The 24688-nt window shown below is 55.5% G+C and carries 26 protein-coding genes; 12 read left to right on the top strand and 14 right to left on the bottom strand.

Annotation, left to right across the window (positions count from 1 at the left end; all coding sequences use genetic code 11):
- Window positions 1-6 precede the first annotated feature (6 nt).
- Window positions 7-1170 carry an acetyl-CoA acetyltransferase gene (locus O0S09_RS07155; RefSeq protein WP_268923281.1) on the top strand — a complete coding sequence of 388 codons (1164 nt, stop codon included), beginning with the start codon at window positions 7-9 and terminating at the stop codon, window positions 1168-1170.
- Between the two features lie 3 nt (window positions 1171-1173).
- Window positions 1174-1569, top strand: a complete 396-nt coding sequence (locus O0S09_RS07150) for a Zn-ribbon domain-containing OB-fold protein (RefSeq protein ID WP_268923280.1) — start codon at window positions 1174-1176, stop codon at window positions 1567-1569.
- Between the two features lie 221 nt (window positions 1570-1790).
- Here the strand turns inward: O0S09_RS07150 and O0S09_RS07145 are convergent, their stop codons facing one another.
- On the bottom strand, window positions 1791-2741 hold the full coding sequence (locus tag O0S09_RS07145) for a DUF475 domain-containing protein (RefSeq protein ID WP_268923279.1): 951 nt from the start codon (window positions 2739-2741) through the stop codon (window positions 1791-1793).
- Between the two features lie 135 nt (window positions 2742-2876).
- Between O0S09_RS07145 and O0S09_RS07140 the strand changes: the two genes are divergently transcribed.
- The 3 genes from O0S09_RS07140 to O0S09_RS07130 are packed head-to-tail and all read left to right on the top strand — an operon-like array spanning window position 2877 to window position 4802.
- Entirely contained in the window at window positions 2877-3506 is a 630-nt protein-coding gene (locus O0S09_RS07140; protein ID WP_268923278.1) for a PEGA domain-containing protein, read from the top strand.
- A 25-nt stretch (window positions 3507-3531) separates the two neighbouring features.
- Window positions 3532-4203 (top strand): PEGA domain-containing protein, encoded by a 672-nt coding sequence (locus O0S09_RS07135; RefSeq protein WP_268923277.1) that lies wholly within the window; start codon window positions 3532-3534, stop codon window positions 4201-4203.
- Complete coding sequence (locus O0S09_RS07130) at window positions 4200-4802, top strand: DUF2115 domain-containing protein (protein ID WP_268923276.1); 603 nt, start codon at window positions 4200-4202, stop codon at window positions 4800-4802. The genes O0S09_RS07135 and O0S09_RS07130 overlap by 4 nt, the downstream gene beginning before the upstream one ends.
- A 771-nt stretch (window positions 4803-5573) precedes the next feature.
- Here O0S09_RS07130 and O0S09_RS07125 read toward each other — a convergent pair.
- A complete protein-coding gene (locus O0S09_RS07125; RefSeq protein WP_268923275.1) occupies window positions 5574-8168 on the bottom strand; it encodes an InlB B-repeat-containing protein in 2595 nt (864 codons plus the stop codon).
- Window positions 8169-9404: 1236 nt separating this feature from the next.
- On the opposite strand from O0S09_RS07125, the gene O0S09_RS07120 reads away from it, so the two are divergent.
- Both O0S09_RS07120 and O0S09_RS07115 read left to right on the top strand, forming a co-directional pair.
- Window positions 9405-9836: an FKBP-type peptidyl-prolyl cis-trans isomerase gene (locus tag O0S09_RS07120; RefSeq protein ID WP_268923274.1), complete on the top strand. Its 432-nt coding sequence runs from the start codon at window positions 9405-9407 to the stop codon at window positions 9834-9836.
- Window positions 9833-10666, top strand: a complete 834-nt coding sequence (locus tag O0S09_RS07115; RefSeq protein WP_268923273.1) for a DNA-methyltransferase — start codon at window positions 9833-9835, stop codon at window positions 10664-10666. The genes O0S09_RS07120 and O0S09_RS07115 overlap by 4 nt, the downstream gene beginning before the upstream one ends.
- A 27-nt stretch (window positions 10667-10693) precedes the next feature.
- On the opposite strand, the gene O0S09_RS07110 is transcribed toward O0S09_RS07115, so the two are convergent.
- From O0S09_RS07110 to O0S09_RS07065, 10 genes are read right to left on the bottom strand one after another with little or no spacing between them, the layout of a single operon-like run.
- Window positions 10694-11770, bottom strand: a complete 1077-nt coding sequence (locus O0S09_RS07110) for an endonuclease Q family protein (RefSeq protein ID WP_268923272.1) — start codon at window positions 11768-11770, stop codon at window positions 10694-10696.
- Window positions 11771-11815: 45 nt separating this feature from the next.
- Window positions 11816-12574, bottom strand: a complete 759-nt coding sequence (locus O0S09_RS07105; protein WP_268923271.1) for a proteasome assembly chaperone family protein — start codon at window positions 12572-12574, stop codon at window positions 11816-11818.
- Window positions 12562-12723 (bottom strand): RNA-protein complex protein Nop10, encoded by a 162-nt coding sequence (locus O0S09_RS07100; protein WP_268923270.1) that lies wholly within the window; start codon window positions 12721-12723, stop codon window positions 12562-12564. Before O0S09_RS07100 ends, O0S09_RS07105 begins: the two co-directional genes overlap by 13 nt.
- Before the next feature lie 11 nt (window positions 12724-12734).
- Window positions 12735-13508 (bottom strand): translation initiation factor IF-2 subunit alpha, encoded by a 774-nt coding sequence (locus O0S09_RS07095; RefSeq protein WP_268923269.1) that lies wholly within the window; start codon window positions 13506-13508, stop codon window positions 12735-12737.
- Window positions 13509-13525: 17 nt separating this feature from the next.
- Complete coding sequence (locus O0S09_RS07090; protein ID WP_268923268.1) at window positions 13526-13714, bottom strand: 30S ribosomal protein S27e; 189 nt, start codon at window positions 13712-13714, stop codon at window positions 13526-13528.
- Window positions 13715-13720: 6 nt separating this feature from the next.
- On the bottom strand, window positions 13721-13999 hold the full coding sequence (locus O0S09_RS07085) for a 50S ribosomal protein L44e (protein WP_268923267.1): 279 nt from the start codon (window positions 13997-13999) through the stop codon (window positions 13721-13723).
- 41 nt (window positions 14000-14040) lie between these two features.
- Entirely contained in the window at window positions 14041-14742 is a 702-nt protein-coding gene (locus O0S09_RS07080) for a DNA replication complex GINS family protein (RefSeq protein WP_268923266.1), read from the bottom strand.
- On the bottom strand, window positions 14743-15888 hold the full coding sequence (gene priS / locus O0S09_RS07075) for a DNA primase catalytic subunit PriS (protein WP_268923265.1): 1146 nt from the start codon (window positions 15886-15888) through the stop codon (window positions 14743-14745). It lies immediately after the preceding gene.
- Window positions 15885-17450 (bottom strand): tRNA uridine(34) 5-carboxymethylaminomethyl modification radical SAM/GNAT enzyme Elp3, encoded by a 1566-nt coding sequence (locus O0S09_RS07070; RefSeq protein ID WP_268923264.1) that lies wholly within the window; start codon window positions 17448-17450, stop codon window positions 15885-15887. Before O0S09_RS07070 ends, priS begins: the two co-directional genes overlap by 4 nt.
- A gap of 15 nt (window positions 17451-17465) precedes the next feature.
- The gene (locus O0S09_RS07065) at window positions 17466-17729 is read right to left on the bottom strand and encodes a UPF0058 family protein (RefSeq protein ID WP_268923263.1); all 264 of its coding nucleotides are present in this window, start codon (window positions 17727-17729) and stop codon (window positions 17466-17468) included.
- 214 nt (window positions 17730-17943) lie between these two features.
- On the opposite strand from O0S09_RS07065, the gene O0S09_RS07060 reads away from it, so the two are divergent.
- The gene (locus tag O0S09_RS07060; RefSeq protein WP_268923262.1) at window positions 17944-18816 is read left to right on the top strand and encodes an ADP-ribosylglycohydrolase family protein; all 873 of its coding nucleotides are present in this window, start codon (window positions 17944-17946) and stop codon (window positions 18814-18816) included.
- Here the strand turns inward: O0S09_RS07060 and O0S09_RS07055 are convergent.
- Window positions 18782-19243, bottom strand: coding sequence for a UPF0179 family protein (locus tag O0S09_RS07055; protein WP_268923261.1), 462 nt, complete (start codon window positions 19241-19243; stop codon window positions 18782-18784). The two genes, O0S09_RS07060 and O0S09_RS07055, sit on opposite strands and share 35 nt — an antisense overlap.
- 5 nt (window positions 19244-19248) lie before the next feature.
- Window positions 19249-20331, bottom strand: a complete 1083-nt coding sequence (locus O0S09_RS07050) for an NAD(P)-dependent glycerol-1-phosphate dehydrogenase (protein WP_268923260.1) — start codon at window positions 20329-20331, stop codon at window positions 19249-19251.
- 14 nt (window positions 20332-20345) lie between these two features.
- Between O0S09_RS07050 and O0S09_RS07045 the strand changes: the two genes are divergently transcribed.
- The 4 genes from O0S09_RS07045 to proS all read left to right on the top strand — a co-directional run bounded on the left by O0S09_RS07045 (window position 20346) and on the right by proS (window position 24629).
- Entirely contained in the window at window positions 20346-21203 is an 858-nt protein-coding gene (locus O0S09_RS07045; RefSeq protein WP_268923259.1) for a DUF63 family protein, read from the top strand.
- On the top strand, window positions 21203-21781 hold the full coding sequence (locus O0S09_RS07040; protein ID WP_268923258.1) for a stage II sporulation protein M: 579 nt from the start codon (window positions 21203-21205) through the stop codon (window positions 21779-21781). Before O0S09_RS07045 ends, O0S09_RS07040 begins: the two co-directional genes overlap by 1 nt.
- 119 nt (window positions 21782-21900) lie before the next feature.
- Window positions 21901-23091, top strand: a complete 1191-nt coding sequence (locus O0S09_RS07035; protein ID WP_268923257.1) for a M24 family metallopeptidase — start codon at window positions 21901-21903, stop codon at window positions 23089-23091.
- A 104-nt stretch (window positions 23092-23195) separates the two neighbouring features.
- Entirely contained in the window at window positions 23196-24629 is a 1434-nt protein-coding gene (gene proS / locus O0S09_RS07030; RefSeq protein WP_268923256.1) for a proline--tRNA ligase, read from the top strand.
- The last annotated feature ends 59 nt before the right edge of the window (window positions 24630-24688 follow it).

Here is a 24688-nt window from a genome sequence, read left to right as displayed (position 1 = left end):
CGGAAAATGAGAGATGTAGCAGTTATTGGTGCCGGTATTACGGCATTTGGAGAGCGCTGGGATACTTCGTTCCGCGATCTGTGCACAGAGGCGGGCGTTGCGGCGCTTGAGGATGCGAATGTTGCCGGTGAGCAGATTGATGCGATGTTTGTCGGGTCGATGTCTGCGGGCCGGTTTATTGGTCAGGAACACGTGGGTGCGCTTGTTGCAGATTACGTGGGTCTGGGCGGTGAGCTGCATGTGCCGGCTACCCGTGTGGAGGCGGCATGTGCTTCCGGCGGTCTTGCGTTCCGGCAGGCGGTTGCAGCGGTCGCGTCGGGGATGTCCGATGTGGTTGTGGCAGCCGGTGTTGAGAAGATGACGGATGTGTCGGATGCGACGGATGTTTTGGCCGGTGCGGCGGATCGGGAGTGGGAGAGTTTTGCGGGAGCGACGTTCCCGGGTCTCTATGCGATGATCGCCTGTGATTACATGCATAAGTACGGTCTGACCCGTGAGCAGCTGGCGCAGGTTGCGGTGAAGAATCACTATCATGGTGCCCGCAATCCGTTTGCGCAGTTCCGGTCGGAGATTACGCAGTCAACGGTGATGAAGTCTACACTTGTTGCGTCACCCCTGCGGTTGTTTGATTGTTCGCCGGTTTCGGATGGTGCGGCAGTGGTGATTGTCTGTCCGCTGGAGCGTGCGAAGGAGTTTACGGATACGCCGATTCAGGTTCTGGCGTCTGCTCAGGCGGGCGATACGATTGCGCTGCATGACAGACCGGACTTTTCCACGATGGGCGCGACGGTTGCTGCGGGTAATTCTGCGTTCCAGCAGGCGAAGCTGGAGCGGAAGGATATCGACTTTGTGGAGGTGCACGACTGTTTCACGATTGCCGAGCTCTGCGCGATTGAGGATCTCGGGTTTGTTCCGAAGGGAACTGCCGGGAAGTTCACGGAGGAGGGCGAGACGCAGGTTGGCGGTAAGCTGCCGGTGAATACGTCGGGCGGTCTGAAGGCATGCGGTCATCCTGTCGGTGCGACGGGTATCAAGCAGGTCTGGGAGGTTGTCCAGCAGCTTCGCGGCGAAGCCGGTAAGCGCCAGGTTGAGGGTGCGGAGATCGGTATGACCCAGAATGTGGGTGGTACGGGTGCTACGGTTGTGTCACACATTTTCAGGAGGGCCTAAACGATGACAGTTGCACGATTCTGGAGAGCGATTCCCCAGAGATATAATATGGTGGGTACGAGGTGCGAGACCTGCGGCAGGGTGTTTTTCCCGCCGCGTTCGGTGTGTCCGCACTGCCGCCGGAATGGAAAGATTGTGGAGCATCAGTGTTCCGGTAAGGGAAAGGTTCTGACGTTCTCGGTTATTCATTCGGCAAGTGATCAGTATGCGGATATGAAGCCGTATGTGCTGGCAATTATTGAGCTGGAGGAAGGGGCACGGATGACGACGCAGGTTATCTGCGAGCCGGATGAGGTGTATATCGGTATGCCGGTCCGGTCGGTGTTCCGTGTTCTGGACCGTGAGGGTTCAGATGGTGTTATCCACTATGGTACGAAGTTCGTGCCGGATGTGGCATAATTTTTCTTTTTTTGCTGTTGTCTGTGATTCCCGGGATGATTTCGTAGGTGTTTTTTTCGGAGACTGTACTCGGGAGTTTTTTCTCTGGCTTTCCATGGGGGAATCATGAAAATTTTGAAATTTCCGTGGTTCTCTCATAGAAAATCAAAGTAAAAGAACCCCGAACGATCCGAAACGTCTGGTTCAAAGTTTCCGGGAAGATAAAAAAAAGGAGAGACGGGTTATTCCCGCGGGATCGGGCAGACGCCGAAGTCGCCTTTTTTGATTCTCCGCAGTGAGAGCCAGAAGAATGTTGCCACAATACCGATGGTCAGGAGCGGGGCAAACCAGATGGGGATGTCCAGACCGAATCCTTCGCCGCACATGATAAGTCCGAGGGTACAGATTGAGTACATCGCGCCGTTTTTGAGGTAGGCGTATTTTCTGATGTTGTCGATGTTTCGGACGGTGAGTTCACGCACGATGACGGCACCAATTCCGTTTCCAATCAGAATCAGGGGGACGGACATGGTGAATGCAAATGCACCGATAACGCCGTCAATGGAGAACGTCGCATCAATCACCTCAAGAAGCATCAGTTTACTGAGATCCGATTTTTTTGAGGTTCCTGCTTCCAGTTCCGCAGATTTTTTGTCGGCGAAGAGCCGGAATCCCTGCATGATGAAAAAGATTGCCGACCCTCCCACGGCGGCTACTGCAAGGAGGGCGTTGATCTGTGCTGCGGCGTAGCAGAGAAGGAACAGGATAATTGCGGCAACTGCATAGAACCAGGGGCCCTGCCGGGACATGGCACGTTCGCCCGGAACGATGCAGTTCTTCTCTTCGGCCATGAGCCAGTGGAGGAAGAGGAAGATCATGAAGATACCTCCGGCCAGGAGGAGGAACGGGGCACTTTGATGAATCGCGGCTGCTGCTGCGTTATCGTTGGAGAAGGTTGCGGTCAGTGCTCCGATGGGGCCGAGGGAGGGGGTGGAAAACCAGATGATAAGCCACGGTAAAATTCCGCGGATACCAAAGACGGCAATGATAATACCCCAGGTCAGGAACCAGCGGCGTGCCCACGCTTTCATGGTGGACAAAATATCTGCATTGATGATTGCATTGTCGATACTTGCCACGGTTTCGAATGCGACAAGACCAACCACCACTAATACGGCGTATGCAATCTCCATGCTAACTCAGGACATGTTGGGGCTGATCGGTTATTAATTTCTCTTTATGCTGTTTGGTACGGGCGATTCATTTATGAGGATGCACGGTGATCTATGCATATGAAGGTTTTTCTCCTCTTTTTTGTTTTTCTGTGTATGATGATCCTGATACCTGCGGTTCCGGCGGATGAGCCGGTGAGTAAGCTGACGATCGATTCTATTCCGGGCGGGGCGGATGTGCGGGTTTCGGATAGGTTTGCCGGGTATAGTCCGGTGACGGTTGAGGTTGACGGGGGAACGACGGTTTCGGTGTGGATAGAGCGTCACGGCGGCGGGTATGATGTCTGGAAGGGGTCGGTGTATGTTCCCAAGGGGGAGCATGTTACCTATACGGCAAAGCTCTACCGGACCGAGGATCGGATTCGTTCGACCGGATATCTGAGTGTTTCTTCCTCTGTGGAGGGGGCGGAGGTGTATCTTGATAACGGCTTTGTCGGGACGATTACGAACGGGACGGTGGTCAGGGATGAGGTGAAGCTTGGTCTGCATCAGGTGGTGGTGAAAAAGGATGGCTATGCGACCTATACGGATCTGGTGGAGGTGCTGCCGAAGAATGTGGAAACTACGAAGGTTGTTGCGAATCTGATGCCGTTTGCAACGGTGGCAACATTGGTTCCGACGACTGCGGCAGTTCCTTCCGCACCGACGAAGACGCCGGTTCCGCTGGCGGGACTGTTGACCGGTCTTGCGATCGGTCTGGGGTTGGTGCTGCGCCGGTGCATTTAATAGGATGGAGGGTGGAGGTAATGATATGAAGAAGTATCTGCTGACAGTTCTGCTTTGTATGTTTTTGTTCACGGTATGCGGAGTTTCCGCGGTTGCTGCGTTCGCGGAGAATGAGGCGGGGCTGACGATTAATTCGGAGCCTGCCGGTGCAACGGTGACGGTTTCCGGGAAGCTTGTTGGATATACTCCGGTTTTTACGGTGATTCCGGGGGATGCGATGGCGAATGTGCGTGTCGAGGTTCCGGGTAATACGTATGAGGTCTGGAAGGGGTCGGCGTATGTTCCTTCCGGCCGGAATGCGACTATGAATGTGACGGTGTACAAGAAGACGGAGGGGGCGAAGGATATTGGTCTTGTTGCTGTTTCGGGTACGGAAGGTGCCCAGGTGTTTCTGGACAACAGTTACTATGGGACGATTGCGGATGGTAGTTTGAATATTGATAATGTGAAGCTTGGTCTGCATTATGTTCAGGTGAAGGCTGAGGGGTATCAGGAGTATGCGACGCTGATTCCGGTGATGCCGAAGAATTTTGCAACGGCGAGTGTTGTTGCAGATCTGGTTCCGGTGTCTGCCGGGACGGATGTTCCAACAACTGCGGGAACGTCCGGGATTCCGCCGGCGCCGACGAAGTCGCCGGTCGGTGCGGTTCTGCCGGTTGTTGCCCTGCTGGGAGCCTGGGCTGTTCTTCGCAGATGAATGTTCTGTCTCTGTCCGATGGCGAGTCGGCGGTGTTTATTGAAGAGACGGTGAGGTCTCTTCAGGCGGTGCGGGGTACTGCTGAGGCGGTGGAGAGAATCGGGTCGGCTCTTTGCCGGTATACGGTGTTTGATCTTCAGTATATCGGGGGTTTTATCCGCCGCGAGGTGGAGAAGCTGCCGGATCCGTACCGGAGGGCATACCGGCCTTATAGTCTGGATCTGCTGAATCAGTATCATGCGGTTCTGCAGGTGTACCGGTCGGGCGGGGTTTCTGATGCACCGCTGGCAGATCCGGCGCTGTGGCATGAGTTCTGGGAGGTTGCGCGGGTGCAGTGTTTTGTGCGGAAGGGAAGATCGGATGATCCGTTTCCGCAGATGGGGCATCCGCTGAGTACGTTTTTTTACCGGTTGGTGTATGGGTATGTGATGCTGATTGCAGGGGGATACGGGCATCCGGTGGGGATGCCGTTTCCGGGCGGGGCAACGGTGCACCGCGAGGACGGGCGGGTGTTGTGTCCTATCCGGGATAAGGAGCGGGATCTGCCGTCGGCTTTGTGTAATTTCTGTCCGGCAGAGCAGGATCCGCGATACCGGTAAGCGGGGGATTTTTTATTCGGGTTTGGTCTGTTTTCTGCGGTGCAGCCGGGTAATTTTACCGGTTGTTTATGGGCAATGTTGTGCCGCGAAAGTATTTCGTCGGTTTTTTTTTCTCTGGAATCTTTTTGAAAATTGTAGGTGGGTGAGTGATCACATGATGTTGATAATTTCTGTGTGTTCTGTGTTTTCCCGCGAAGCGGCGGACACGTGTTCTCTGGCTGTATGTGGTGGTGGAATGCTGCGATGCTGCCGCAGGCCGGGCGGGTGCACGGCCCCCACCATGAGAAAACAAAGAACATCCCGGAGAACGGATCCCCCGGACCGGCACCGCTACAGAGCGCTGTGCCTGGAAGAGGACCTGCAGTGTATTTCAGCAAAACAGCAGGTGCAGGATAATAAGGACAAAGCTGAGGAAGAGAAGAAATAAGACGAATACTGCGATGTATCTTTTTAGGGTTATCATGGTTCTTTTCCTGAAGAGAGATTGAGATAGACGTGCCTCCTCCTGCTGACCGTCACCGGTTTCGGCGGACATCCGCTGAAGTCTGCTTTGCGATGAGTTTACCCCGGGCGGCAAACGGTACACGGGTCCCACCGCGTGTGTGGTGTGCAGATCATGAAGAGCTGCAGTTTGCCGGCCGGTTATTTGGAGGTGCGTTTCGGGACGGAATTCATGAGTTTACGATTTTGCAGATCCCGAAACGTTCTATCGCTGATATTGCGGATGCCCTCTGCCGCTGATGAAGGTCAGGTGAAGGAAAGAAGAGAGGATTACTCTCTTCGTCTGAACAGAACCCCTGCGGCAAGGAGTCCTGCCAGTGCGCCGAACACGGGTGCCGGCGCCTGGGTTAAGGTGGGTACCGGGGTTCCTCCGTCAGGTGCTGCGGTGGTAGCGGCCGGGGTGTTCTGCACTCCGGAGGCGGGCCGGAGATCTCCGGATGTTTCCTGAACGGTGGGACGGGCGGTTGTGCTGCCGGTCGGTTCGGGGGTTGCAGATTCTATGATTTCTGCGCCGCCTTTTTCGTAGACGATGGCGAACGGGGAGAAGGTTTGCGTCGCTGCGATGTAGTTTGCGGCGCCGCGTTCTTCGCCGAGGTAGTGGGTCCTGAGTGTTACCCATTTGCCGCCGATGAAGTGCCGGAGGGAAACGTCATAGACCGTGAGGCCGCGGTCGGTGAGGAGGGCGACCGGGACACTGAACTCTATCTGGGCATATCCTTCGAAGGCCGGGCCGGTGATGTCAATGACGATGTAGCTGTCCGGAGGCGGGGTGACGCCGGTCGGTTTGGTGTCGATGGTTACGGTACCGCTGGTGCCTGGGGCAAAGGAGATGCGGGTGACGCCGGTTGTGGTGCCGAAGCTGACCTGACCGGTTGCGCTGACCGAGCCGCTGTCGGTTGAGCTGAAGCCGCCGCCGTCTCCGGAGGAGGGCGGACGGGGTTGTGTCGGTGCAGGTGTCGGTGTTGTCTGCGGTTCGAAGAGTGCTTTCAGTATGACGTTTTCTGCCGGCATGGGGAAGGTGTTGCCGCTGACGGATACGCTGCCCTGAACAACCTGCCACGCTTTGAACTGGTAGCCGGAGGCGGGGGAGGAGGTCAGGGTTATCGCTGTTCCTGCGACACCGCCTGCGGGTGATGCAGAGCCGGTTCCGTGACCATCGTTCTGGACGGTGACGGTGTAGACCGGTGACGGTGCGGTGTACGTGGTCGTAAAAAGAGTACCCTCTGTTGTATCATTCCACGGTGTGATGTTCAGGGTGTAGGCGGTTCCTGCGGTAAGGCCGGGAACCTGATGATTGACCACACCCATACCGGGAGAAATGGTTCCGGTATATTGTGTTGCGATCGGAGTGCCGCCACTGACAGGCGTCAGGTTGACATACACTTTTGTTGCACCTGAAGCTGTCGTCAGGTTGAAGCTGACGTTTGCCACGGTGGAGGTGTACGGGGTGACGAACACGGTGGGGTCGTCCACTTCCGGTACAAGTGCACCGATCTTCAGATCATTCCCTTCCGCCGTGAGTCCGATCCGCTGCTCCGATGCAAGTAAGGAGTTCAGTTTGAAATACTGTTTCACACTCTTTGCTGTGCCGCCAGAGTAGTCGACGGATACGACGATAGTACCAGCAGTTGTCACCGCATGCGTGATATTTTGTGCACCGCCGCCGGACATCGCGCCATTGACGGTAATTTTCTTGCCAGAGACCAGATAAACGTCGTTGTCCGCGGTAACGGCTGCCGAACCGTTCATGATAAACGTGCCGCCACCCACATACACCCCGCCGCCGTTCTTGGTGGCCGTGTTATCTGAGATGGTTCCGCCGGACAGCGTGAGTGTGCCGCCACTCATATACACCCCGCCGCCGTTGTTCACGGCCGCGTTATCTGAGATGGTTCCGCCCGACATAGTGAACGTGCCGCCCATCACATACACCCCGCCGGCGTAGTTCCCGGCCGTGTTATCTGAGATGGTTCCGCCGGACATCATGAACGTGCCGCCATACACATACACCCCGCCGCCGCTGATGGCCGTGTTATCTGAGATGGTTCCACCAGACAGTGTGAACGTGCCGCCAGACCTCACAGCCACCCCGCCGGCGTAGTTCCCGGCCGTGTTATCTGAGATGGTTCCGCCGGACATTGTGAACGTGCCGCCATACACATACACCCCGCCGCCGTCGGTGTCAGTGATCGTGTTGTTGGAGATTTCACCACCGTACATCGTGAACGTGCCGCCGGAGGCCACATGCACCCCGCCGGTGCCATATTGGACCCTGTTGTTGGAGATTTCACCGCCGTACATCGTGAACGTGCCGCCAGACCTCACAGTCACCCCGCCGCCGTCGTTCACGGCCCCAAGCTCGGTCAGTATGCTGTTTGTCAGGTTGACACCGCTCTTCATCGTGAGATTGCCGCCGGACGTAACGACGATGGGTCCCTTCTTTCCCGTGAAGGGGGTGCCCTGACCGTCTACCGTCAGCTTCGAGGTCTCATCACTGCCGAGCGTGAGATTACCGTCGCTGCCGGTTACGTTGATGAGATGGAAGTCCTTGCCGCCGCGCCAGATGGTGTGATCAGCTCCGAGGATGGTCATCTTGCCGGTGATGTTGATGGTACCGGTGAGGTTGAGGTCTGTTAACAGGGTGAGTGTCCCGCCATCTGCGGTTGCGTTTCCACTGCCGAGTGCATCTGCAAGTTTTTCTGCTGTCTCAAACGTACCGCCGCCGAACACCACTGCATCGGCTGCGGATGCTGCCGCCGGGGCTGCACAGAGCAGCACAAGCAGAAGTATCCCTGCGGCAGTGAACATCACGCGCCGCAGACCGGCATCCGCCGCACGCGTTGGGGAACATGACCGGGACATCATGAAACCTCCCTCCGTATCCCCGGAATATCCGGGAGTGTCAGCGTGTTCGTACCTGCTGCATTACGTATGCGGTGGTTCTGCTGTGCCCACTGCACACACACCTCAGGGGAAAACACAGAATGCATCCTCCCCGGAATACTTTTTACTGTCATACTCACACCATAACAGGACAAAACCGGAGAGAGATGCGGCGACAGACACGGTGGAGCCGTCATTCGCTACCGATTATATCCTTTTATAGTAGGATATAACGCGGAAAATTCCTTAATTGAAATTTCATCATATATGCAGCGTGCGCACAAAAAATAAGACAAAATTTGCGGCTCAAAAAAATATGCCTGAGCTATACTTCCGAAATTTCATTTCAGGACGCTCTTTTCAAAAAATGCAGGAAACAACCATAATCCATAAGCAGAGATATATTCAGATGAATTGGAGATACTATTATATCATAGACAGTACTAAATACTACTATAACAGGATTCAATATTTGTGGAAACCATAGGGAAATCCGTGCGCGAACAAACCACAAAAACAGCAGGGATTGCGACTGCATAATCGCAGATATATAATTTGTTTTTACCTGCGATTATTGACTTCAACACATATAAATGTTTCTTCGTTGCGATTTCCCCGAAAAAACCTCCGAAATCCCCGTTTTTCCCCAAAATTATAAATACTGACGGGGTGATACATCACATTCGTCCCCGGACGTTATAGATCCGGACGACACACCAATCACGGAGGTGAACACCCCGGAACCAGAACTCAGCACCACAAAACATACCCGGAACAAACATCAGATGTCTTCCCGGTTTCCGCCACTCACAAGGGAAAAAGGAACAGACATCTTTTCTTTATGACCGGTGATCCGATCACCACAGCGGAACTCTCACGAAGAAAACTCTCCGCCGCGAACTCCTCGCCGGAAAAAAAGTACTCAGGATCGCACGCGAACTCGGATGCTCACGCGCAACCGTCGAAGCAGCAATGCGGCATCACACCCTCCGAAACCCCCTCATCACCATTTCCGAACAGACCCGGAAAAACTCCGGCTCTGACCCACATCCTTTTTTTGGGGGAAACTGCTGGCAGAAACGGAAAAAGAAGAAAACTGCCGCAGATTCGCACGTCAGAACCGTACGAATCTCAAGCGGCTCATCTCACCCTCCCCACGCACAACGCAACAGGTCCCGGACAAATCCTAATGTACCATCCCCGACATACAGAATAACCATGACCGGTGTCACTGCCGAAAGCACACTTCTTCTCCACTTCACCAGCCGCCGCCCCGACGGGGAAATCTTTGAAAACACCCGTTCCGGCACACCGGTACAGATAACCCTGGGAAAAAAACAGATCAACCCGGCATTTGAAGAAGCCCTCATCGGAAAATCCGAAGGAGAAACCGTCACGGTCACACTGCCGCCGGAAAAAGCCTACGGAAAATACCACAAAAAACTCGTCGTCACCATCAAACGGCATAAACTCAGCCTCGAACACGACCCGGCACCGGGCGAGATCATCCGAATCGAAGTCCTGAAAAAACCCTGCCTTGTCACCGTAGTCAGCACAACCGACAAAAGCATCACCGTAGACGCCAACCACCCGCTTGCCGGCGAAACCATCACCTACGAAATCACCATAGAAAAAATCCTCTCACCATGACACACCCGGGAACCATCCACCACTGCGACTGCATCACCGGCATGAACCGCATGAACGCAGGAACCGTTGACGTCATCGTCACCTCACCCCCCTACAACATCGGCAAACTCTACACCACCTATGACGACACCATCCCGCGCAACGGATACCTCGCCTGGATGAACGAAGTCGCCGGCGCCGCAGCACGCGTACTCTCCGCAGACGGCTCGCTGTACCTCAACGTCGGCGGCAGCCTCAAAGACCCCTGGATTCCCATGGACGTCGCCATGGAATTCCGGAAATCCGGATTCATCCTCCAGAACATGATCCACTGGATAAAATCCATCGCACTCCCCAAAGAAGACATGGGCAGATTCTACAACGCCGGAATCCCCGAAAACGGCATCGCCATCGGCCACTACAAACCGATCAACAGCCGCCGGTATCACAACGACTGCCACGAATTCATCTTCCACTTCACCAAAACCGGTAACGTACCCATCAACCGGCTCGCAAACGGCGTCCCGTACCAGGACAAAAGCAACATCCGCCGGTGGGTACAGAAAAAACAGGACATCCGCGACCGCGGCAACACTTGGTTTATCCCCTACGAAACCATCCGCGAAGAACGCCCCCACCCCGCCACCTTCCCGGTCCAGCTGCCGGTAATGTGCATCCGCGACCACGGCACCGACCGCTGCCGCCTCATCATGGACCCCTTCATGGGCATCGGCAGCACCGCCCTTGCAGCCGTCCGGCTTGGCATCCCCTTCGTAGGATTTGAAATCGACGAAGGATACATCCGGATCGCCGAAGAACGCATCGCAGCAGAACTCACCGCAAAACAGTGAACCTTTCTTTGCAGCACCGGAAAAATATCAGAACGAAAACGACCCGTACCTGCCGCCGCCACCGGGGAACAGCGTAACGCGCCCCTCCCGCATCTTCACCACTGCTGCCGCAACCTCCGGCGAAACAGAACCCAGATCCCCTTCCGGAACCTCCAGCAGAACCGCAATCTCATTATCAAACGCCTCAATAAACCTGCCGTACAGCGCCGCACACCTCTTCGTATGCGGCGACGAAGCACCCAGCACACGGGCGATCACCTCGCCGAGAGGAATCATCTTCAGATACGGAGGACGGAACGTCGGCACAGAAAGAGTAGAAAGCCGCTCCGCACGTTCACGCACACCCAGCTTAATCCTTCCCTTATCGTGCGGACACCGCCAGTGCAGCGCCTCCGCCTCCGCAAGAGAAAACTGCGCATAACAGCGGGTACATGCCGTACGATTGTACTTCCCCTCCTCCGGGAAAAACCCGGCATTCAGCACAACCGCACCCGCAGAAACCGCCGCAAGAACCGCCCGGGGAGAATCACCCGAAACCTCCATCCGCGTAAACTCACGGCCCAGCTTCACCGGCGTCGGACTGTGGGCATCGGAATTCGTCAGAAACGGAACACCCGCAAACTCCGCAATACCCGCACCATACGTGGAATCCGCCGAAAGACCCAGCTCGCAGAACTCAAAACCCTCCTCCCCGTAACACTCCGAAGGCGAAGCATATGCCGCAAACAGCGAAGTCCACGGCGTAAACGCATGGGCAGGACCAATCATCCCCCCAACCGCATGCACCGCAGACGCAATCTCCTCCCCGTTCAGCTGCAGATGCGGCCTGCCGGCAGTCGTCAGATGCCCGCACGCAGGCGCAAACACCTCCTGCAACTCAGCAAACTGATCAAACGTCTCCGCAAGAATCACATGATGCACGCGCGAAGAATCCTCAACCTCCGTCTGCGGCACAACCGTAATCCCGAACGCATTCTCCAGATACGGCTCCCACATCCTGCGCCACTCAGGATGCAGTGCATCGCCGCTGCCGACAACCGAGATGCCTTTGACCCTGCACCCGGCAAGAATATTCTCCGGCAGCATATCCGGAGACGTTGCCATCGAAAAACGTGAGTGCAGATGAAGATCCGTATTCCTCTGCATACCTCACCCGATATAACTGAGATCATCCGCAGACTTCGGCATCGCAGCATTCGCAATTGCCGCAACCTCGGTCATCATCTGCTCCGCAAGATCCGTCAGCTCCGTCCGGTCGGCACGAATCCGGGTCAGCCGCTCCAGCACATCCAGCACCGCCGTTGAACTCACCGGATCCACCAGATACCCGGACGTCTCCCCGAGAAGTGCAATACCCTCCATACCATGCAGACGACCGAGCGTAACAAGAAGACCCGCAGCACCGATAATACCCCCCACCGGCTCCTCCGGACTCACCACCGCACCGGCCGCAAGCACCTCCTCCTTCAGCGAAGAAGAACTAAGCGCCGAAAGCACGCGGGGATGTTCCACCATACGGCCGACACCGTACCCGCCCAGCGTATAGATACGGCGGACGCCCAGAAGATCAAACACCCGCAGATACCCTTCCGCAAGCGTATAATGCCCCTCCGCGCTCGTACTCTGACAATCACCGGCAAGAAAAATCACCGGAGTACGTTCATCCGTTCCCGGCACAAAAAAGATCTCATTGCGCGGCAGACGAAGAACCGCATCCTCCCCCAGATACATCTGCGGAGGAAACAGCGTCGAAGTAATCTCGGCAACCTTCACCGCGGAAAGCGCATGGATCAGATGATCCACCACCAGCTTCCCCACATGTCCCACGCCCGGAAGACCGGCTATTGCCGTCGGCGCAGAATGTGCAGAAACATCCTCCACATACCAGCGTACATTCACCGGTTCCATTCGCGCACCACCCTCCGGAATTTCCCATACCGGTCCTGCGGCGAATAACGGGCAGGATGCACAGACTCCGTTGCAGCACCGCACTTCGGACAAACTTTCAAAAGAGTATAGGTGTGATCAATCGGGCACTGCCGGATATGACCAGTCATAACGCACCCGGTTACTTCTGTTTCCGTACCAGTTTCCCGGCACCTTCGGCACGCTCCATAACCCCGATTGCAGCGGACGCAGCTTTTTCCAGAGCTTTTTCCGCAGTCTTGTAATCAGGGGCAACAACCTTTACCCGGTATTTGGGTGCACCAAGATACAACAGCTCGATCTCGGCACCGTCAACCTTGGGCTCGGCGGAACGGAGTGCACGCCGAATCACATTCACTCCGTCCGGTTTATTGGAGGTGAGTTCCAGAATTGCGGAAACCGTAACCCGGGGAACTTTCACATTTTCCGATGCGACCTTCGCCAGCGCGGCTCTTGCGACATCGGACAGGGAGAACTTTTCCAGAGTTACATCACCATACACAGCGATGTCCTCAAACGCACCGTAGAGCGAGGAGTACTCCTTGTACATTGCCTCCTCAATTGCCTTGACCGGAACATCACTGTCCTTTGAAGCAAACTCGATCCACTTGTGGGCCTTCTGTTCGTTCTTCCAGTCCTGAATCTTCTCCCGGCGCTGGTGTTCATTTACATCCTTGAGGGAAAGATCGATGTGGCCGCGGGATGCATCCACATGAAGAACCTTACATACAACTTTCTGTCCTTCACGAATATAGTCCCGGATGTACTTGATCCATCCACGGGCAATCTCCGCAATCGGGATTAACCCCTGACGTCCTTCATACTCATCCAGGGCAACGAATGCCGCAAAGTCCTTGACCTCTGTAACACTACAGACGACAAGTTCCCCCTCAATTGGCCAGTCTCTTTCACTCATTGATGATATTTCCGAATTTATTCGTAGGATGCAACGACATCAGCTTTGATGTCGGCCTTGCCGCCGGTCGGCTCTGCAAGGATGCGTCCGCAGACGATACACTCAACTTTTGAGGATGCCTTCTCGAAGACGAGCTGTTCATGCTCGCAGTCGGGGCACTTAACCTTCAGAAACTTGCTCCGGTTATCGCGGGTTGCTTTTACCATTCTTGCTCACTCCGTAAGTTCAAATTTGCCAGCGCGGTATCCTGCTCTCAGGTGTGCCTTTCCGCACTCCTTGCACCGGTAGCGTACGTTGATCTTCTTGGTCGGCTTGTCTCCTCCCGGAACCTTGCCGAATTTACCACGGTTTCCAACGGAGCTGCGGCGTGCCTTCTGCCGGTCAATCCAGTGGAGGCCGGTTGTCTTACCCTTCTTTACCTTTTCCACCTCATGCTCGGTGTGCTTCCGGCAGTACGGGCAGTAGGTGTTGAATTTTACTGGTTTTTTCATGAATATTGTCCCCTCTAAATCAAGGATACCGAATACCATACTTATTTGCGAAGCCTGATATTTAATGCTATGTTGCGGTTGCAAAGAATTTCTGCCATGGGTTGTGGCAGCGAAACGATGTCTCCTGGCGAAAGAGCATAGCACCGTCCGCTATAATCCTGAAATTCCTCGACTTTTTCTTGTACCATAATCACGCGGTACGATTCGGGAGCAGTTTCTGCATCGGCGTTGCCGTTCTGGAACACTTCATCTGCATGCGCGTCCGCAAACGATGCCGCATCAGCCAAAATCGGCTCATCTGCCACCTGCCCTGCATCAGACGGGGTAAAGTGGAATGCGGTTGTGGTATCTACTATCTGTTTACCATCAAGAAGAGCCTTTCTGCATGCGGTGGCCGAGTCAGCCACAACCTCATAGAGCGAACGCTCCCCGGGAACCATGGCGCGGAGTTCATCGCGGTTGATCTCTTCGCCGGTTGCTTTGGCAAGGGCCAGCGAGAAGATTTTGCGGGTACGTTCGGCATAGAGGTCACGGATGTACTCGCGCAGACTCTCGCGCTCCTTCAAAAGAATCTGCACCCCCTCACCAAACGGATCACCCATACTGCGCGCCTCACCGGTCAGTGCGGTGAGTTCCGCGTGCACCTCCTCATAGAGCGTTGCAGGAATATCAGTAAGGGAACCGCTGTTGCGCTCATCGATTAAATACCCGTGAAGTTCCGAGATGCTGATGCGGTCAGGCATTTACACCCCCCCGATCTCGGCAATACCGCGGCAGCAGAGAAAAACCGCAAGTGCTTCGGGGACCGTATTCGAACCTGCGGTAAGGTCATAACGGTTTCCGAGTATCGGCATCGACAGCGGGAAGGAACACTCAACCGTTACCTGCCGCTCACCGAAAACGACAGCATCAATCAGCGGATCGAACGCGGCAAGATCGCTTATCTCAAGCGGAGTTACCCGCATGCCGGAACCCCCGTGCAGAGACCCGGGATGGCGGATGAGCCGCTTGATATCGGTGGTAACCGGCTCATCGGCCTGGGCAGCCTGACTGAGAACCTGATCCTGAAACGGTTTGTTCTCCGGATTTGCAATTGCCCGGATGACCTTGTTTTCCAGCAGCCTCTCCGGAATGGCGGCGGCGGTTGTACGGGTCGCATCAAGATTTTTCAAAAATCCTGCGGCAAACTTATCGGAGACCCCCTTCAGACCGGTAAGGTACCCGGTCTGCGCCTCACTATCCAGTGCCGCTATTCTGTCAAGCTCTGCAAGAAGGGCTGCGCGGTAGCGTTTCTGCCAGCCTTTGCCCCGCGTCGGACCTGCAAGCATACTCTCTGCGGACAGACCGGTTCCCGACACATAATTCACCAGCTCACGCCGCTCGGCACTATCCCAGCCGCGGACCGCAAGGGTAGGAATATGGATATGATAGCCGCGACCGCCGGAAAAATTGATGCGGAGATCACGCTCCGAAAATCCAAGCTCCGCCGTCAGCATATCAATAAGCTTGAACAGCTCCTCCTTCACCCGCGCAAGCATGACATCATACGGACCCCGGACAATGTGATCTGCATCAAGATCAAAGATGAGATCTGCACCCAGCCACCCCTTGTCGCTCATCTGCCCGGCTCCCGGACGCGCGTAGTAGGCGGTTGAATAATACACATGCGCGGGAGTCATGGTTTTGAGATAGGTGTGTACCTCCTCAGGGGAACTGAAGGAAAGGTGACGGCGCATACCGGCCGCCTTTGCACCGCTCGAAAAGAAAATGAAGCCCCATTCCCGCTCCGTGAGTGCCTCGGGAATATATACGGCTCCGGCTCCCTGCACATCTCCGTTGTAATAGGCAGAGAACCGCTGCCTGAGGAACTCATAGGTGGCCGGCTTCATAACATCTTGATCATATATGGGCCTGTCCGCACATATCCCTGTTTGCGATAGTAGGGCCGAACGCCGACACCACTCATAACCGCGACCTTGTCATACCCAGCATTGCGGGCGGTATCTTCGGCACGGGAAAGCAAGTTCCTACCATAGGAACGGTGCTGGCGGTCCTCACCCTCACCATGCTCACCAAGCGGCACAATACTGCCGTAAACGTGCAGTTCACGGACAAGCGCCGCACCGTCAAGTTCTGCGCGGAAGACACTCCCCGGAAACCGCAGACGCACAAACCCTATCAAGGCGTCCCCGGCAACGGTGGAAAGGAACTGTTCGGTCCCGCCGCAGCACTCATAGGTGAGCGTTTTCTCTTCAACGGACGCATGACTTGGCCGCCTTCCGATCTCGCGGCATCGAATGCAGCGGCACTGTTTTCCCTGCTCAGCAAGACGCTTCTGCGCCATCTGACGGATGTGACCGTGAATAGACCCGGACACGATGAGTTTTGCCGGGATATCGCGCTGAATCCGCTGAAGTCTAACATACTCAGGCAGCCGTTCCTTGGCGTAGGCGAGAAGATCAACGAGGTCATCCTCGTTGTAGGTTGCATACTCCCCCGTTTTCCAAAGCTCCTCGAGCTCCGCACCGGGAGTTACCAGCGTCGGATAGATCTTCAGAAAATCGGGACAGAACCGAGGATCCGTGAAGAGCGTATCAAACATTTCCCGATCAAGCGGGATGCTGCTGCCGTAGAGATTCGGCATAACATGAAATCCCACTTTGATCCCGGCATCGCGCAGGAGACGGTTAGCTTCCACACTGTCGGCAACAGTGTGACCGCGCTTGTTCAGCGCAAGCAGGGAATCGTTGGTGTGCTGGAACCCGAGCTCGACTTTGGTAACGCCAAGATCAAGCATCCGGTTGATGTGCTCCTCGCGGCACCAGTCAGGCCTCGTTTCAAAGGTGGTTGCAATACACCGGACAGCAGAGGATTCATTCTCGGTCATCAGCCCGGCAAGATTATGATGCGCCGCAGACGGCGTTCCGGAGAACTCATTCATGCCGCGAAGGCATTCTGCAACGAACCACTCCTGATACGCAGGCTCGCGTGCGGTCATGGTACCTCCCATGACGATCAGTTCCGCTTTGTCCACATGATGACCAAGCAGTTTGAACTGGCCAAGTCGGGCAGTGACCTGACGATAAGGATCATACGCATTCTGCCGGGCACGAAGAGCCGCCGGTTCCTCGCCGGTATAACTCTGCGGCGACCGGAACTCATGATCCGGCCCGCCGGGACAGGGCAGGCATTTCCCGTGCGGGCACGCACACGGCGAGGTCATAACAGCAACCGGGGCAACGCCGGACAGGGTCCGCGTTGGCTTTACCTGAAGCACGCGGCGGACGGACTCATACTCCTCCGGGGTTGCCGCCGCAAGAATTGCCGAACTTTTCGGCATGGCATCAAGGGAGTACTTCCGGCACACGGAAAGCTTGATGCTCTGAATGTCAGGAGAAGACGAGGCAGAGATGAGGGAGATTATCTCCCGGTGAATAGCATGCTCGTCCATAGATAAGGAAAAAAGTTAGTGTTCTGCAATGACGCTGGCGCCGGAGTCCTGAGGGAAGGAGGTCTGGGGCTTTTTGTGGGCGTTCATCTCCGTAACGATCTCGTTGCCGAGTGTGAGAAGAGCAACACGGTGAAGGTTTTTATTTTTATGAATATGGATGGGGGATATCTGCATTGCATCATACTCGGTCGTCGAAACCGTGTTTCCGGATACGGACTCATAATATTTCTTAATCTGAACCATTAGCATATGTAAGTGGAGCAACTCTTCTTTCTGCATATTTTCAAAACACCTCGTATCAAAAGATTACTTACATTTGTCTGTTCATTTACAGATATAGGTTATTGGTGACGTTTATATCTGAGAAGAAAAATCCGGATCGGACACACTGTAGCACGGCCCGGTTACGGCAGATACACACGCGGATTTCCAAAAGAACCCGTGCGACCCGCATATTTTCCGGACGAGACAACACCCACATATGAGGCTTTGGATGACGTTTATATCTGAGAAGGAAAGGATCTTCGGAGGACTGTTCGGAGCGGCGGCGGGTGATGCGGTCGGTCTCACCTATGAAGGAATGAGACCTGCAGTACGCTGCAACCTGCCGGTTGCAGGCGGAGGACGGTTTGGTCTTGCAGCCGGTGCGGTAACGGACGACACGATGATGACGCTTGCCCTGCTTCGGACATATCTCTCCTGCGGGATGTTTGATCGGGATGCATTTCTTCTGCGCATGACAGAGACGGTCAGACGCAACCCGGCAACATTCGGCAGAACCACGAAAACACTCTGTACCCTGCTGGAACAGGGATGCAATCCGGAAGCAGCGGTCCGGGCGGTGGACTCGCTCTTCGGGAGCAGGACAAACGGCAGCGTCATGCGGACCTTACCGGTAGGACTGGTTTGCGACCCCCGGACCGTAGCCGCCGAGGCGCGGCGGGTCTCGGCGTTCACCCACTTCGACCCGGCGGCGGGAGATTGCTGCGCGGCGGTCTCCGCCGCAGCGGCAGTCCTGCTGGCGGGAGGAGAACGGGACGATGCCCTTGCAGCGGCACGAAATGCCGCGGAGAGAACGGATCTGTTTACCGGGGACCTTATCCCGTCAGTTGACGCGGTGGAAGCAACCCGGTGTGCATTTTTCTGCTTCCGGCAGGCCGCATCCGTTCGCGACTGCATTGAGCGGGCGGTAACGCTTGGCGGGGATACGGACACGATTGCAGCAATTGCCGGAGGACTTGCGGGACTGTACTTCGGTATGGAAAATATACCAAAAGAGTGGGTGTGCCGGATCAGCATCCGGAAACATATTGCGACGTGCGCCGGGGAACTTACGTTGGCACGTGGCGCAGCTCGACAAGTTTAAGATTTTTCTTTCCTTTCGGGCACATCTCGTTGTAGGAACCGAGCACCTCAAGAACAACATACCGCCCTTTCTCCGTCATGCCGTCGGGATGGCAGAGAGCATAGCCTTTACAGAACCGATCGTCACAGACCGGCGTGTAGGTGATGCGGGTCCTGCGGGTTGCCTGACTGGTCGGGATAACCGCAGTGATGGAAGCCTCAGTTACCTCCACGGCAACCGCTCCGCCGGCGTGAACAAAACACTCATGTTTGGTCGGACGAACCGCTGCCACGCGGTACCGGCGGCCTTCGCGGAGTTTTGCATTGTGGCAGACCTTGGCCACTTTGCACTTTTCGCATTCCGGGGTTTTTCCTGCATAGACGAACTCGGCTCCCTCATGGGCAAGCACGGAACCGACGATAGTAACTATTTTTTCTGCGTCATCCATTCTGTTTACACCTCATACAATGCCTCTACTACTGCAACAGCCGCTTCCCGTGTGATACCGGTATCAAAGATGGTGAACCGTTCAGGCCGGATCTCGCAGGCACGAAGAACCGCCTCAACACAGGTCTCATTGCTGATGCCAAGGTCCTTCGGTGTAGTCGGTGCACCGATACGTCTAAGGGAAGTCCGGATACCTTTCCAGTCGCCGCCGTGCAGATACATCCCGATGATGGTACCAAGTCCGCAAGCCTCACCGTGGAGCGCAACACCGGGCGCAAGCCGTTCCAGCATATGGGCAAACTTATGTTCGCCGCCGGAAGCGGGACGCGAACTCCCGGCGATGCTCATAGCAATGCCGGAGGAGAACAGGGCCTTCACTACGATCCACGCCGCCGTCTCATCGTTGTGACTCACGAGATCCGCATTCTTGACAAGAATTTCTGCGGTGATCTTGGAGAGCGTTAAGGCGTACTCGCTGATCGCCTCACCGGTGAGACGGTGGGATAACTCCCAGTCAAGGATAGCAGTATAGTTTGCAATGATGTCCGCACATCCTGCGGCGAGCAGCCGGTGCGGAGCGGTTGCAATCACGCCGGTATCGGCTACGATGGCAAGCGGCGGCTGGGCTGCAACACTGACATTTCCCGCATCGGTTACCACCGAAGCGCGGGAGGAGGCAATGCCGTCATGGGATGCAGCGGTCGGCACGCTGACAAACTGAATGTCAAGGTTGTAGGAGACGACCTTTGCGGTGTCGATGACGCGGCCGCCTCCGACCGCGATGATGAGAACGCTTCCCGCCTCCTTTGCCGCATCTTCGACACGCTGAATCTCGTCGTAGGTAATTCTGCCGACGAGACAGGTGGTAACGGGACGTCCCTCTAGGAGTCCGGCAACCCGTGCGCCGACGGTCTGCATGGTTGTTGCACCCGACAGGAGCAGGATGGGTCCTGCAACACCGAGGTCATCGATGATTCCCGGAATCTGCAGAAGGGCATCATGGCCGACCACGACATTGCGCGGCATCTGCATCCAGCGGGATTTGTCAAAGGTTTTATCCTTGAGTATCCTATTATTGTCTACGTTCACGGTCGGGGCCCCACATGTTTAATGAAATAGGTGCGTTCATACAAAAATATTATATCGATGCGGTCCTTGAAGACCAGCCGTATAACATCTATCTGACAATTACGTGTGCAGTCTTGTTGCTCGTCACCCTTTATCTTCTTTACCGCTGGGTGCGGGCAAATAACATCCGTGTTGACACACAGCTTATCTTAGCGTCCATGCCCTTTGTCGTTTTCGGCGGGGTCCTCCGTGTGGTGGAAGATACCGGCTGCATCCCCGAACCCTGGTGGGTGCTGTTTGTTACGCCGCCGATCTTTTTCGTGGTGCTGCTGTACACAATTCTGATTCTGGTACTGTCGCGGACTCTGGAAAAACACGGGGTTGTTACGTCTTACACAAAACCGTACTTCTGGGTCGGGGTTGTATCGAATCTGGTGTGCCTTGCCTTCCTCTGCTGGTGGGGCATTACCCAGACGGAACTTGCACTCTGGGTTGCAGGCTGCATTCTGGTGATGGCGTCAGTTGCGGCAATTCTCTTCTGGGCACTGATCCGGTACGGATTTGGATGGGAGTATGTAACGCATCCGCTGTACAAGATTCTGATCTTCGGACAGCTGCTGGACGCATCGGCAACGAGTTTTGCCCTGGACCTGCATCCGATGCACTACATTGAGCAGCACGTCCTGGGAGATGCCCTGATACAGCTTACGGGAACTGCTTTTGTGATGTTTCCTCTCAAAATGGCGGTTCTGATTCCGGCTATCTGGATTCTGGAGATGTTCCGTAAAGAAGAGGGCATGGACGAGATCTGGCATCTGGTACTGCTTGCCATGATTACGGTCGGGTTTGCACCAGGGGTCCGGGACATTCTGCGGATGGTGCTGTTTATCTGATGATGCCGGACAGAAAGATCTACTTCGCAGCTCTCGCAATTGTGGTGATACTGTTCTTTGGGTCCTGCATCTACGGCTATACAGCATCCATTCAGATGCCGGAGGCGGCCGATGAGATCGTGGTGACGTTTCAGAGCTCCACAACCGAACTGGACACTTCGGCTCCCGCACAACTGTCCTGGCAGATCTTTTTCAATAACCTGAAGGTCTGTTTAATCCTGTTTATCGGCGGAATGACATTTGGCGCGGCAACACTGTTTGTGCTGGTCTCCAACGGGTATGTGATCGGCAGCATCTCCGGCGTCATGCTGCGCGGATACGATCTGTCGGTGTTCGCGGCGACTATCGTTCCCCACGGTATCTTCGAGATTGCGGCAATTCTGATGTCTTCAGCGCTTGGTTTGCAGATGGGGCGGTCGCTGTATCTGGATGCACAGGGGAGGGATAATGCCGGAACAACATGCCTGTGGTACGGGACCCGGTTTTTGCTGGTGGTCGTCCCGCTTCTGGTTATTGCAGCACTGGTGGAGACCTTTGTAACGCCGGGGATTGCGATGATGGTTTTTGCAGGCGCGTGACATGCCAGCAGATTCCGGATAGGAAAAAATCGTAACTCCGGGCAGCTTTTGCCCAAACCCGCAATCTTAAAACCAGCTGCGACATACCACATCACAGATTTTTCCAACGGAGATTCCCAATGTATCTGAAACTTCCCAAATCCGAGTCGGACACGCGGCTCGCACGCCTTTTCTCAGCACTTGAGGCCACCGATGCATCCTGGGACACGGCCCTTGTTTTCGGAAGAATCAATCTGTACTATCTCACCGGAACGATTCAGGACGGGGTTCTGGTTCTGCGCAGGAACGGAGAGGTACAGTTTTTTGTACGCCGGAGTTTTGAACGGGCACGGGAGGAGTCGCCGATTGATGCGATTCACCCGATGAAAAGTTACCGCGACATGCAGGAGTATCTCCCCGCAGACCTCGGACGAACCTTTGTAGAAACGGATCAGGTGCCGGTCGCGATGCTTGACCGGCTACAAAAGTACTTCCGGCTGGATGCGGTGCTTGCACTCGATCCGGTACTGCTGCATCTCCGCGCGGTAAAAAGTCCGTATGAACTTGCATTCCAGCGGAAAGCAGGGCACGATCATGACAATCTCCTGATGAAGATTGTACCGGACATTCTGCGCGAAGGAATGAGCGAAGCGCAGCTGTTCGGCGAACTGTACCGGGCGATGATGGATATGGACTATCAGGGACTGGTGCGGTTTGCCGGGTTCGGGACAGAGATGCAGATCGGCCAGATAGGTTTCGGGACAACAACCCTTGCGGCGACCTGCTTTGACGGACCGGGCGGGATGCTCGGTGCGTCGGCGGTTATTCCTTCGGTCGGCAGCAGGGATCGTACCCTTGCAAAAGGCGATCTGGTATTTGTGGACATCGGTTACGGATACTGCGGCTACCATACGGACAAGACACAGGTGTACTCCTTCGGGGGAAAACTGCCGGAACATGCACTGGCACTGCATGAGGAATGCATTGCAGTACAGAAAAAAGCGGTCGGACTTCTTGCAGCGGGAAATATCCCGTCCGGAATTTATGAAGATATTCTTGCCGGCCTCAGCCCCGCACTTGCGGAGAACTTTATGGGATACGGCAGCCGTCGTGTTTCCTTCCTCGGCCATGGAATCGGTCTTGTGGTGAATGAATGGCCGGTGATCGCACGGGGTTTTGACTCCCCGCTTGCGGAGAACATGGTCATTGCACTTGAACCAAAGACCGGTGTCCGGGGCGTCGGAACGGTGGGAGTCGAAGACACCTATGTGGTCGGAAAATCCGGCGGTGAGTGCATCACCGGCGGCGGAAGACCGGTTCTTGAGCTGTAAATCTCACGGCTCCGTTCCTCCCGGAGACGGCTGCACCGCCAACCGGTTGGTTATCTTAATACTCTCTCGGCGCATAGATCTACTGCTTCAGGTGTATATACAACATGGCAGATGAAACGGAAGGATTACCGCCGCGAAGTGATTTCAGCGCGTGGTACAATGAGGTTATCCGGCGTGCGGAGATTATGGATGTCCGCTATCCGGTGAAGGGACTGTATGTGTGGTATCCGTTCGGATTTGCGCTCCGCAACCACACCTACACGCTTCTCCGCAGCCTCCTGAACAGAGATCATGAAGAAACACTCTTCCCGCTTCTAATCCCGGAGACGGAGTTCATGAAAGAGGCCGAACACATCAAAGGCTTTGAAGACGAGGTCTACTGGGTTACCCACGGCGGCCTTTCTCCGCTGGATGTCAAACTGGCACTCCGCCCGACCTCGGAGACGGCAATCTATCCGATGTATGCGCTGTGGATCCGGTCGCATGCCGACCTCCCGCTGAAACTCTATCAGATCGTGAACACATTCCGGTACGAAACAAAGCATACCCGCCCGCTGATCCGGCTCCGGGAGATTACCTCCTTCATGGAGTCCCACACCGTACATGCAACCTGGGACGAGGCAAACGAACAGGTGGAGTATGAACTTGCCCTGACACAGGAGTTCTACCGCGACCTCGGCGTCCCGATCATCATCTCCAAACGGCCCGACTGGGACAAGTTCCCGGGCGCGGACTTTACCATGGCGATCGATGCAGTGATGCCGGACGGCAGAACACTGCAGATCGGAACCGTTCACCATCTCGGCGACCACTTCTCCAGAACGTTCGGCATCACCTATGAAGATGTGGATGGGGTTCAGCAGTTCGGATCACAGACCTGCTACGGCATCTCCGAGCGGTGCATTGCCGCAGTCATCGGTGTGCACGGCGACGACAAAGGACTGGTGCTTCCGGCAACCGTTGCCCCGACACAGGTTGTCATCATCCCGGTCATCGTCGGCAAACGCGGTGATGAGATTCTTGCAGCGGTAAAGACGCTGGAAAGCGAACTCAAAGCCGCCGGTCTTCGGGTAAAGACGGATGCCCGCGACATGCGTCCCGGTGCAAAGTACTATCACTGGGAACTGCACGGCGTCCCCCTCAGAGTGGAACTCGGTCCCCGTGACCTTGACAACCATCAGCTGGTCTGTGTGAACCGCCTCGGAGTTAAGACGATTGTTCCGCGCGAAAATGCCGCAGAATCGGTGAAGAAGCTGCTCGACGAAGCGCATGACCAGATTCTTGCGCGTGCGGAGAACCATCTGGAAAGCCATCTGATGACAGCTGCAACTCCTGAGGAGTGTAACGAAAAGCTGGACGGCAACGTGGTGGTTGTGCACTGGTGCGGCTGCCGCGACTGTGCAGACAAACTTGAAGAGCTGACGAACTCAAGTCTTCTGGGAACCGAGGTTCGCAGCAGATATGTGGTCGACGACGAGGGACCGTGCATCATCTGCGGCAAGACAGGCAAAGCTGCTCTGGTAGGAAGATCCTACTAACCCAACCATTCTCGAATACTGCGGGGGCTGCCCCCCGCATCAATTGTTGCAATAGGAAA

This window comes from Methanocorpusculum vombati (assembly GCF_026891935.1).
Lineage (GTDB): Archaea > Halobacteriota > Methanomicrobia > Methanomicrobiales > Methanocorpusculaceae > Methanocorpusculum > Methanocorpusculum vombati.
The sequence above is the reverse complement of the archived record's forward strand: the minus strand, read 5'-3'. Positions and strand labels throughout refer to the sequence as shown.